Origin of the sequence: Stenotrophomonas sp. TWI700 (genome assembly GCF_039673645.1) — a bacterium.
GTDB lineage: Bacteria > Pseudomonadota > Gammaproteobacteria > Xanthomonadales > Xanthomonadaceae > Stenotrophomonas > Stenotrophomonas maltophilia_AA.
This window is the reverse complement of record NZ_JBDJMB010000004.1, coordinates 155,076-166,230: the sequence shown is the minus strand read 5'-3', so window position 1 is coordinate 166,230 and position 11,155 is coordinate 155,076. Positions and strand designations below refer to the sequence as shown.

The window sequence follows — 11,155 nt, the reverse complement described above, 5'->3', positions numbered from 1 at the left end:
GGGCCGCTGTCGCCATGATGGGGACCCGCCCATCAGAGTGCGTTGCCCATGCCCCGTTCAAGCGCGTTGCTGCTCTCGCTGTGTCTGTCGCTCCCGCTGGCGGCCACCGCCGCCGAGCCGGTGCTGGTCATCCATGGCGGAGCGGGGGTGGAGCGCAAGGATCTCTCGCCCACCGAGGAAAAAGCCGCGCGCGCGGCCCTGCAGCAGGCGCTGTTGAAAGGCCATGCCGCGCTGGCGGCGGGCAAACCGGCGCTGGAGGCCGTTACCGCGGCGATCACCGTGCTCGAGGACGATCCCACCTTCAATGCCGGCAAAGGGGCGGTATTCACCCACGACGGTCGCAATGAACTGGATGCCTCGCTGATGGATGGCGCCACGCTCAAGGCCGGTGCGGTGGCCGGCGTGCAGCGCGTGCGCAATCCGATCCTGCTCGCCGAAGCGGTGATGCAGCATTCTCCGCACGTGATGATGGTCGGGCAGGGCGCCGAGGCGTTCGCCAGCAGCCAGGGCATCCCCCTGGTGGATCCGTCCTACTTCCGCACCGACAAGCGCTGGCAGCAGCTGCAGAAGGCGCTGAAAGAAGAGGCCGGTGGCCAGGCCCATGCGGATCTGGAAACCGCGCGCCACTTCGGCACGGTCGGCGCGGTCGCACTGGACAAGGACGGCAAGCTGGCCGCGGGCACCTCCACCGGCGGCATGACCAACAAGCGCTATGGCCGTGTCGGCGACTCACCGATCATCGGCGCCGGCACCTACGCCGATGCGGGGTGTGCGGTGTCCGGCACCGGCTGGGGCGAGTACTACATCCGCACTGCGGCCGCTTACGATATCTGCGCGCGCATGCAGTACCTCAAGCAGGGGCCGGTGGAAGCCGGGCGTGCGGTGATCAACGAGCGCATTCCCGCCCTCGGTGGCGATGGTGGCGCGATCGTGCTCTCCGCCGATGGCCGCGCCGCGACGCCGTTCAACACCCAGGGCATGTATCGCGGCTGGATCGGTGCCGATGGCGTGCCGCACGTGGCCATCTTCGCCAGCGAAACCCTGGCCTTGCCGGGCCAATAGCCCGTCCCGGCAGGGCAATTCGAAATTCATGTGAAAAAATTCAAAAAGGTTGTTGACAGAACCCCCGTTTATCCCCAAAATTCACGGCTCTTCCACCCCACACCGAAAACGCTTCGGCGCCACGGGACAGGGTGGTGAGGAGGGATACCCAAGCGGCCAACGGGGGCAGACTGTAAATCTGCTGGCTTACGCCTTCGGTGGTTCGAATCCACCTCCCTCCACCAGTTTCATGTTGTGGCAAGAGCTTCCGATGCGGGAGTAGTTCAATGGTAGAACCTCAGCCTTCCAAGCTGATGGTGCGGGTTCGATCCCCGTCTCCCGCTCCATTGAATGAGTTTGAATATATTCAAATTCGTGCCATAATACAAAACTCGCTCACGTAGCTCAGTCGGTAGAGCACCTCCTTGGTAAGGAGGAGGTCGAAGGTTCGATTCCTTTCGTGAGCACCATCTAAGTGCCACCAATTCAGACGATTTCGAGATAAGCAGCCATGGCCAAGGGTAAGTTCGAGCGCACCAAGCCGCACGTCAATGTCGGCACCATCGGTCACGTTGACCACGGCAAGACCACGCTGACCGCCGCACTGACCAAGATCGGTGCCGAGCGCTTTGGCGGTGAGTTCAAGGACTACTCGTCGATCGACGCCGCGCCGGAAGAAAAGGCACGTGGCATCACGATCTCGACCGCACACGTCGAATACGAATCCACCGAACGTCATTACGCCCACGTCGACTGCCCGGGCCATGCTGACTACGTCAAGAACATGATCACCGGTGCTGCCCAGATGGACGGCGCGATCCTGGTCTGTTCGGCTGCTGACGGCCCGATGCCGCAGACCCGTGAGCACATCCTGCTCTCGCGTCAGGTCGGCGTGCCGTACATCGTCGTCTTCCTGAACAAGGCAGACATGGTCGATGACGCCGAGCTGCTGGAACTGGTTGAAATGGAAGTCCGCGAGCTGCTGAGCAAGTACGACTTCCCGGGCGACGACACCCCGATCATCTCGGGTTCGGCCCGCCTGGCGCTGGAAGGCGACCAGAGCGAGATCGGCGTGCCGGCCGTGATCAAGTTGGTCGAAGCTCTCGACAGCTGGATCCCGACCCCGGAACGCGACATCGACAAGCCGTTCCTGATGCCGGTGGAAGACGTGTTCTCGATCTCGGGCCGCGGCACCGTGGTGACCGGTCGTATCGAGCGCGGCGTGATCAAGGTCGGCGAAGAAATCGAAATCGTCGGTATCCGTCCGGTCCAGAAGACCACCGTCACCGGCGTGGAAATGTTCCGCAAGCTGCTCGACCAGGGTCAGGCAGGCGACAACGCCGGTCTGCTGCTGCGCGGCACCAAGCGTGACGACGTCGAGCGTGGCCAGGTCCTGGCCAAGCCGGGTTCGATCAAGCCGCACACCACCTTCGACGCCGAAGTGTACGTGCTGTCCAAGGACGAAGGCGGCCGTCACACCCCGTTCTTCAAGGGCTACCGTCCGCAGTTCTACTTCCGTACCACCGACATCACCGGCGCTTGCGAACTGCCGGAAGGTGTGGAAATGGTGATGCCGGGCGACAACGTGAAGATGGTTGTCACCCTGATCAACCCGGTCGCCATGGATGAAGGCCTGCGCTTCGCGATCCGCGAAGGCGGCCGTACCGTCGGCGCCGGCGTGGTCTCCAAGATCATCGCGTAATTTTTGCACTACCGGCGGTTGCTTAGCGCTGCCGGTCTCGCGAAAGGCGGGCCGGGAACCTCGGTCCGCCTTCGCCGTCTAAGGGAAGGCAAGTTTTTTCAGTACGCCAGTAGCTCAATTGGCAGAGCAGCGGTCTCCAAAACCGCAGGTTGGGGGTTCGAGTCCCTCCTGGCGTGCCACTTCTCCCTTCCAGCGGCTATGCCGCCACAGTAGCCAGAGCCGGATGAACAGCAAGATCGAGCATTCCAAAGACAACGCCTCCACGGGGGGTGACATCGTCAAGTACGCCGTCGCAGCGATCCTGGTGTTGGCGGGTCTTTTTGCTTGGTATTGGTTCGGTGCTCCTGAGCATGCCTCCCAGAGTGCATGGGCCGGTCCGCTTCGCGGTCTGGCCGTTGTCGTTGGCCTGGTGGCCGGCCTCGGCGTGTTCCTGCTGACCGGCAAGGGTCGCGACACGCGGGAATTCCTTTCCGAATCGCGTTTCGAACTGCGCAAGGTGGTCTGGCCGACGCGCCAGGAAGCCATTCGCATGACCTGGGTGGTGATCGTTGTCGTGATCATCCTCAGCCTGCTGCTGGGCGGATTTGACTTCGTGATTCAGAAATTGACCCAGTGGTTCCTGGGTCGATAAGGAGAAACCAGTGAAGCGTTGGTACGTCGTTCACGCCTATTCGGGCTTCGAAAAGTCGGTTGCGCAGGCTCTGCGCGATCGCATCGTGCGTGACGAGATGCAGGAGCGCTTCGGTGACGTCCTGGTCCCGACCGAGGAAGTGGTTGAGATGCGCGCCGGCCAGAAGCGCCGTTCCGAGCGCAAGTTCTTCCCGGGTTACGTGCTGGTCCAGATCGAGACCCACGAAGAAAACGGGATCCCGCGCATCGACAACGAAAGCTGGCACCTGGTCAAGGACACCTCCAAGGTGATGGGCTTCATCGGCGGCACCGCCGATCGTCCGCTGCCGATCCGTGATGAAGAGGCTGCCGCCATCCTGGACCGCGTTCAGGAAGGTGTGGAAAAGCCCCGTCCGAAGGTGCTGTTCGAGCCGGGCCAGATGGTCCGGGTCACCGAAGGTCCGTTCAACGACTTCAATGGCGTGGTCGAGGAAGTCAACTACGAGAAGAGCCGTCTGCGCGTCTCGGTGCTGATCTTCGGTCGTGCCACCCCGGTGGAGCTCGAGTTCGGCCAGGTCGAAAAGGCCGTCTGAGCCTGAGGCAGCAGGGTTCCGGGCGGCCGCCCGGAACCTGAACAGTCTGCGCCCGCCAGCCTTGAGGCAAGGGCGGAAAAAACCTGATATAGTGCGCGGCTTCCTGCCAGGAAGCTGGCAAAAAGCAAGGGCCGCCGCGAGGTGGCCTTCTGCGTGAATTCAAAACGCGATGCCGGGACGCGTGATTCCCGGTCCGATGGGGAGCCTGTTGTCGTAAGGCGCTAGCACCCGGAGAGCATACTCATGGCAAAGAAAGTTGTCGGTTATATCAAGCTGCAGGTGAAGGCCGGTCAGGCCAACCCCTCGCCGCCGGTCGGTCCTGCGCTGGGTCAGCGTGGCCTGAACATCATGGAATTCTGCAAGGCCTTCAATGCCGCCACGCAGAAGCTGGAGCCGGGTCTGCCGGTGCCGGTCATCATCACGGCCTACTCGGACCGTACCTTCACCTTCATCACCAAGAGCACCCCGGCCGCCGTGCTGCTCAAGAAGGCTGCAGGCATCTCGTCGGGCTCCAAGCGCCCGAACACCGAGAAGGTGGGCAAGGTGACCCGCAAGCAGCTCGAAGAGATCGCCAAGACCAAGGAGGCAGACCTGACGGCTGCTGATCTGGATGCCGCGGTGCGCACCATCGCCGGTTCTGCCCGTTCCATGGGCCTCGTGGTAGAGGGTTAAGAAGATGGCACAGACCAAGCGTGAGAAGGCCATCAAGGCCGCCGTCGTCCCGGGCAAGGCATATGCCTTCGAGGACGCCATCAAGATCCTGAAGACCGCTACCAAGGCCAAGTTCGTCGAGTCCTTCGACGTCGCTGTGCGCCTGGGCGTGGACGCCAAGAAGTCCGACCAGCAGGTGCGCGGTTCCACCGTGCTGCCGTCCGGTACCGGCAAGAGCGTGCGCGTTGCCGTCTTCGCACCGGCGGGTGCCAAGGCTGACGAAGCCCTGGCCGCTGGCGCCGAAGCCGTGGGCATGGACGACCTGGCCGAGAAGATGCAGGCCGGCGATCTGAACTACGACGTCGTCATCGCGACCCCGGACGCCATGCGCGTCGTGGGCAAGCTGGGCACCGTGCTCGGCCCGCGCGGCCTGATGCCGAACCCGAAGGTCGGCACCGTGTCGGCCAACCCGGGCGAAGCCGTCAAGAATGCCAAGTCGGGTCAGGTGCGTTACCGCACCGACAAGGCCGGCATCATCCATTGCACCATCGGCAAGGCCGACTTCGCCGAAGACGCGCTGAAGTTGAACCTGCAGGCGCTGCTGATGGATCTGGTCAAGGCCAAGCCGGCCACCTCGAAGGGCACCTACCTGCAGAAGGTTTCGGTCAGCTCGACGATGGGCCCGGGCGTGACCATCGACCAGTCCTCGCTGTCGCTGAAGTAATCGTTTCAAGCGGGTACCGGGCCCCGGTCCGGTACCCGCGATATTTGAAGGCAATCCGAGTGGGGCTCGCCCTGCGGAGATAGCCGTCAAAGACCGCAGGCGCGGTCAGTACATACCGGCGACGGGCAGGGATGCTCGCATTGGCAGGGAGTCGCCGCCGGCGCAGTACCGAACGCTTAATCGATTCCTTCGGGAATCACCCTGCGTAGATGGTGCCCTTCTGGAGTTTTTCTGGTTTACGCACGTCTGGGTTCTCCCAGGTTGGCCATCCAGGTCTAGAACGGCCCACCCTTGGAACATCACCTGATGTTCCCGGCGTCCAGGACGGATGCCGCCCAGGACCGCACACGGCAGGAGCCGTAAGCGGAGTTCAATTGGAGGAGTGCAATGGCTCTCAATCTGTCCCAGAAGCAAGAAGTAGTCGCCGAGCTGGCAGACGTCGCCGCCAAGGCCCACTCCTTGATCGCAGCCGAATACGCTGGCACCACGGTCTCCCAGATGACCGCGATGCGCAAGCAGGCACGCGAAACCGGCGTTTTCTTGAAAGTTGTCAAGAACACGCTGGCGGCACGTGCAGTGGAAGGTACCGAATACGAATGCGCCAAAGACGCACTCGTCGGTCCGCTGCTGTACGCGTTCTCGCTCGAGGAGCCCGGCGCAGCCGGTCGCCTGATCAAGGATTTTGCCAAGACCAACGACAAGCTGCAGGCAAAGGTCGTGGCCATCGGCGGGGAACTGTTCCCGGCTGGCCATGTCGACGTGCTGGCCTCGCTGCCGACCCGTGATCAGGCCCTGGCCATGCTGGCCCGCGTCCTGGCCGAGCCGGCCACGATGTTCGCCCGTGCCGTCAAGGCCGTGGCCGACAAGCAGGGTGGCGGTGAAACCGCTGACGCTGCCGAGCCGGTCGCCGAAACCGCCTGAGTCGACGTTTCCGTGGTTCCGAACGGAACCTCAACCCAGAAAATTATCCAAAGGTAATCAAAATGTCCCTTACCAACGAACAGATCGTCGACGCCATCGCCGAGAAGTCCCTGATGGAAGTGATGGAGCTGGTCAAGGCCATCGAAGAGAAGTTCGGCGTCTCCGCCGCTGCTCCGGTCGCCGCAGCTGCTGCTGCTGGCCCGGCTGCCGCTGTTGAAGAGCAGACCGAATTCGACGTCATCCTGAAGTCGGCCGGCGACAAGAAGGTCGAAGTCATCAAGGCTGTCCGCGCCATCACCGGCCTGGGCCTGAAGGAAGCGAAGGATCTGGCTGAAGCCGGCGGCATGATCAAGGAAGCCGCTTCGAAGGACGACGCTGCCAAGTTCAAGAAGGACCTGGAAGCTGCTGGCGCGACTGTCGAAGTCAAGTAAGCAGTTCCTTGCCTCGCCATCGAATCACGGCGATGCAGCCAAGGCTGGGGGCGTAAGCCCCCGGCCTTTGGTCGTTTCACGCAACACCCGAAATACGAGCCCAACACGGGCTGCGGTCATCCCCGGTCACAGCCGCGCCCAGGCGCGCGGGCAGGGGAGTGGATGCAGACGAGTTGGCAGTTGGAAGTAGCGGGAGAAGGCGTGCTGGTGCCGGCAATACCAGCGACTTCCAACTGACAATTTCAGTTTCCCCTCGGGTCGTGGACGCACGATCCGCACAGCCAAGGTGATACCTCATGACGTCTTATTCGTTCACCGAAAAGAAGCGTATCCGCAAGGATTTCGGCAAGCAGCGCTCGATCCTCGAAGTGCCGTTCCTGCTTGCCATCCAGGTCGATTCCTACCGTGAATTCCTGCAGGAAAACGTCGATCCGGCCAAGCGCACGGACCACGGCCTGCACGCGGCCCTGAAGTCGGTGTTCCCGATTTCCAGCTACAGCGGCAACGCTGCCCTGGAATACGTCGGCTACAAGCTCGGCGACCCGGTGTTCGACGAGCGCGAATGCCGCCAGCGCGGCATGAGCTACGGCGCGCCGCTGCGCGTGACCGTGCGCCTGGTGATCTACGACCGTGAGTCGTCGACCAAGGCCATCAAGTACGTGAAGGAGCAGGAGGTCTACCTCGGCGAAATCCCGCTGATGACCGACAACGGCACCTTCATCGTGAACGGTACCGAGCGCGTGATCGTCTCGCAGCTGCACCGTTCGCCGGGTGTGTTCTTCGACCACGACCGTGGCAAGACCCACAGCTCGGGCAAGCTGCTGTACAGCGCCCGCATCATTCCGTACCGCGGCTCCTGGCTGGACTTCGAGTTCGACCCGAAGGACGCCCTGTTCACCCGTATCGATCGTCGCCGCAAGCTGCCGGTGTCGATCCTGCTGCGTGCGCTGGGTTACAGCAACGAAGAGATGCTGGCTGAGTTCTTCGAGATCAACACCTTCCACATCAACCCCGATGAAGGTGTGCAGCTCGAACTGGTGGCCGAGCGTCTGCGCGGCGAAACCCTGAACTTCGACCTGGCCGATGGCGACAAGGTCATCGTCGAAGCCGGCAAGCGCATCACCGCGCGCCACGTCAAGCAGCTGGAAGCCTCGGGCATTGCCGCCCTGGCCGTGCCGGACGATTACATCGTCGGCCGCATCCTGTCGCACGACGTGGTCGATGCCAACACCGGTGAACTGCTGGCCCAGGCCAACGACGAAATCACCGACGAGCAGCTGCAGGCCTTCCGCAAGGCCGGTGTGGATGCCGTGGGCACCCTGTGGGTGAACGATCTGGATCGTGGCCCGTACCTGTCCAACACCCTGCGCATCGACCCGACCAAGACCCAGCTGGAAGCGCTGGTCGAGATCTACCGCATGATGCGTCCGGGCGAGCCGCCGACCAAGGACGCCGCGCAGAACCTGTTCCACAACCTGTTCTTCACCTTCGAGCGCTACGACCTGTCCACGGTCGGCCGCATGAAGTTCAACCGCCGTGTCGGCCGCAAGGCTGTCACCGGCGAAGCCGTGCTGTACGACCGCAAGTACTTCGGCGAGCGCAACGACGAAGAGTCCAAGCGCCTGGTCGCCGAGCATGCCGACAGCTCCGACATCCTGGACGTGATCAAGGTCCTGACCGAGATCCGCAACGGTCGTGGCGTGGTCGATGACATCGATCACCTGGGCAACCGTCGCGTGCGTTCGGTCGGTGAAATGGCCGAGAACGTGTTCCGCGTGGGCCTGGTCCGCGTCGAGCGCGCGGTCAAGGAACGCCTGTCGATGGCCGAATCCGAAGGCCTGACCCCGCAGGAGCTGATCAACGCCAAGCCGGTCGCCGCGGCCATCAAGGAGTTCTTCGGCTCCTCGCAGCTGTCGCAGTTCATGGATCAGAACAACCCGCTGTCGGAAGTGACGCACAAGCGTCGCGTCTCGGCCCTGGGCCCGGGCGGTCTGACCCGCGAACGCGCCGGCTTCGAAGTGCGCGACGTGCATCCGACCCATTACGGCCGCGTCTGCACCATCGAAACGCCGGAAGGCCCGAACATCGGCCTGATCAACTCGCTGGCCGTGTACGCCCGCACCAACCAGTACGGTTTCCTCGAGACCCCGTACCGCAAGGTCGCGGACGGCAAGGTGTCCGACGAGATCGAATTCCTGTCGGCCATCGAAGAAAACGAGTACGTCATCGCCCAGGCCAACGCCCTGACCGATGCCAAGAGCATGCTCACCGAGCAGTTCGTACCGTGCCGCTTCCAGGGTGAATCGCTGCTCAAGCCGCCGGCAGAGGTCCACTTCATGGACGTCTCGCCGATGCAGACCGTGTCGATCGCTGCCGCGCTCGTCCCGTTCCTGGAGCACGATGACGCCAACCGCGCACTGATGGGCGCCAACATGCAGCGTCAGGCCGTGCCGACCCTGCGTGCCCAGAAGCCGCTGGTGGGTACCGGTATCGAACGCGCCGTGGCCCGTGACTCGGGTGTGACCGTGAACGCCCGTCGTGGCGGCGAGATCGTGCAGATCGACGCCGGCCGCATCGTGGTCAAGGTCAACGAAGTGGAGATCACCGACGCGAGCGACGCCGGCGTGGATATCTACAACCTGATCAAGTACACCCGCTCCAACCAGAACACCTGCATCAACCAGCGTCCGCTGGTGGAAGTGGGCAACGTGGTGGCGCGTGGCGACGTGCTGGCCGATGGTCCGTCCACCGACATCGGCGAACTGGCCCTGGGCCAGAACATGCTGATCGCCTTCATGCCGTGGAACGGCTACAACTTCGAAGACTCCATCCTGCTCTCCGAGCGCGTGGTGGAAGAGGATCGCTACACCACGATCCACATCGAAGAGCTGACCTGCGTCGCGCGTGACACCAAGCTGGGGCCGGAGGAAATCTCCGCCGACATCCCGAACGTCTCCGAGCAGGCACTGAACCGCCTGGACGAGAGCGGCGTGGTGTACATCGGTGCGGAAGTCCGCGCCGGCGACATCATGGTCGGCAAGGTCACCCCGAAGGGCGAAAGCCAGCTGACCCCGGAAGAGAAGCTGCTGCGTGCGATCTTCGGCGAGAAGGCTTCGGACGTGAAGGACAGCTCGCTGCGCGTGCCCCCGGGCATGGACGGCACCGTCATCGACGTGCAGGTCTTCACCCGCGACGGTATCGAGAAGGACAAGCGCGCCCGTCAGATCGAAGAGTCTGAAATCAAGCGCGTCAAGAAGGACTTCGACGACCAGTTCCGCATCCTGGAAGGCGCCATCTACGCCCGTCTGCGCTCGCAGATCGTGGGCAAGGTGGTCAACGGCGGTGCCAACCTGAAGAAAGGCGACACCGTTACCGACGCCTACCTGGACGGCCTGAAGAAGGCCGACTGGTTCGTGCTGCGCATGAAGGACGAGGACGCTTCGGAAGCCATCGAACGCGCCCAGAAGCAGATCCAGGCGCACGAGAAGGAATTCGAGCGTCGCTTCGCCGACAAGCGCGGCAAGATCACCGCGGGCGACGACCTGGCGCCGGGCGTGCTGAAGATGGTCAAGGTGTTCCTGGCCGTGAAGCGTCGCATCCAGCCGGGTGACAAGATGGCAGGCCGCCACGGCAACAAGGGTGTGGTCTCCAACGTGGTGCCGGTCGAAGACATGCCGTACATGGCCTCGGGCGAGACCGTGGACATCGTGCTGAACCCGCTGGGCGTGCCGTCGCGTATGAACATCGGCCAGATTCTGGAAGTGCATCTGGGCTGGGCCGCCAAGGGCCTGGGTCGCAAGATCCAGGGCATGCTGGAAGCCCAGGCCGCGATCAGCGACCTGCGCAAGTTCCTGGACGATGTCTACAACCACGACAAGACCCAGCACGCCAACCACGTCGACCTGACCCAGTTCAGCGACGAGGAGCTGCTGCGCCTGGCCGACAACCTGACCGACGGCGTGCCGATGGCAACGCCGGTGTTCGACGGTGCGACCGAAGCCGAGATCAAGCACATGCTTGCCCTGGCCGACCTGCCGCTGAGCGGCCAGACCCAGCTGTATGACGGCCGCACCGGTGAGGCATTCGATCGCCACACCACCGTGGGCTACATGCACTACCTGAAGCTGAACCACCTGGTCGACGACAAGATGCACGCCCGTTCGACCGGCCCGTACTCGCTCGTTACCCAGCAGCCGCTGGGCGGCAAGGCGCAGTTCGGTGGCCAGCGCTTCGGTGAAATGGAAGTCTGGGCGCTGGAAGCCTACGGCGCGGCCTACACCCTGCAGGAAATGCTGACGGTGAAGTCCGATGACGTGCAGGGCCGCAACCAGATGTACAAGAACATCGTCGACGGTGAGCACGAGATGGTCGCGGGCATGCCGGAATCCTTCAACGTCCTCGTGAAGGAAATCCGCTCGCTGGCCATCAACATGGAACTGGACGGCAACTGATCGTGCAGGCGCGGCTGCCCCGGCAGCCGCGC

9 protein-coding genes and 4 tRNA genes are annotated in these 11,155 nt (G+C 63.2%); all 13 read left to right on the top strand.

Features of this window, described 5'->3' with window-relative positions; all coding sequences use genetic code 11:
• Positions 1-48: 48 nt before the first annotated feature.
• The 13 genes from ABE473_RS05525 (at position 49) to rpoB (ending at position 11,123) form a co-directional block, all read left to right on the top strand.
• Positions 49-1,062, top strand: coding sequence for an isoaspartyl peptidase/L-asparaginase (locus tag ABE473_RS05525; RefSeq protein ID WP_346488754.1), 1,014 nt, complete (start codon positions 49-51; stop codon positions 1,060-1,062).
• A 138-nt stretch (positions 1,063-1,200) separates the two neighbouring features.
• A tRNA-Tyr gene (locus tag ABE473_RS05520) sits at positions 1,201-1,286 on the top strand.
• Positions 1,287-1,314: 28 nt separating this feature from the next.
• Positions 1,315-1,388 (top strand) — tRNA-Gly (locus ABE473_RS05515).
• Positions 1,389-1,435: 47 nt separating this feature from the next.
• A tRNA-Thr gene (locus ABE473_RS05510) sits at positions 1,436-1,511 on the top strand.
• Between the two features lie 41 nt (positions 1,512-1,552).
• Positions 1,553-2,743, top strand: a complete 1,191-nt coding sequence (gene tuf, locus ABE473_RS05505) for an elongation factor Tu (RefSeq protein ID WP_152153932.1) — start codon at positions 1,553-1,555, stop codon at positions 2,741-2,743.
• Between the two features lie 103 nt (positions 2,744-2,846).
• Positions 2,847-2,922, top strand: a tRNA-Trp gene (locus tag ABE473_RS05500).
• A 44-nt stretch (positions 2,923-2,966) separates the two neighbouring features.
• Positions 2,967-3,374, top strand: coding sequence for a preprotein translocase subunit SecE (secE, locus tag ABE473_RS05495; RefSeq protein WP_121044666.1), 408 nt, complete (start codon positions 2,967-2,969; stop codon positions 3,372-3,374).
• Positions 3,375-3,384: 10 nt separating this feature from the next.
• A complete protein-coding gene (gene nusG, locus ABE473_RS05490; RefSeq protein ID WP_019186115.1) occupies positions 3,385-3,945 on the top strand; it encodes a transcription termination/antitermination protein NusG in 561 nt (186 codons plus the stop codon).
• Positions 3,946-4,188: 243 nt separating this feature from the next.
• Complete coding sequence (gene rplK / locus ABE473_RS05485) at positions 4,189-4,617, top strand: 50S ribosomal protein L11 (RefSeq protein ID WP_019186116.1); 429 nt, start codon at positions 4,189-4,191, stop codon at positions 4,615-4,617.
• A 4-nt stretch (positions 4,618-4,621) separates the two neighbouring features.
• Positions 4,622-5,320, top strand: coding sequence for a 50S ribosomal protein L1 (gene rplA / locus ABE473_RS05480; RefSeq protein ID WP_121044663.1), 699 nt, complete (start codon positions 4,622-4,624; stop codon positions 5,318-5,320).
• Between the two features lie 387 nt (positions 5,321-5,707).
• On the top strand, positions 5,708-6,241 hold the full coding sequence (rplJ, locus tag ABE473_RS05475; RefSeq protein WP_121044660.1) for a 50S ribosomal protein L10: 534 nt from the start codon (positions 5,708-5,710) through the stop codon (positions 6,239-6,241).
• Between the two features lie 62 nt (positions 6,242-6,303).
• Positions 6,304-6,672, top strand: a complete 369-nt coding sequence (gene rplL / locus ABE473_RS05470; RefSeq protein ID WP_019186119.1) for a 50S ribosomal protein L7/L12 — start codon at positions 6,304-6,306, stop codon at positions 6,670-6,672.
• Positions 6,673-6,968: 296 nt separating this feature from the next.
• Positions 6,969-11,123: a DNA-directed RNA polymerase subunit beta gene (rpoB, locus tag ABE473_RS05465; RefSeq protein WP_179460849.1), complete on the top strand. Its 4,155-nt coding sequence runs from the start codon at positions 6,969-6,971 to the stop codon at positions 11,121-11,123.
• Positions 11,124-11,155 lie beyond the last annotated feature (32 nt).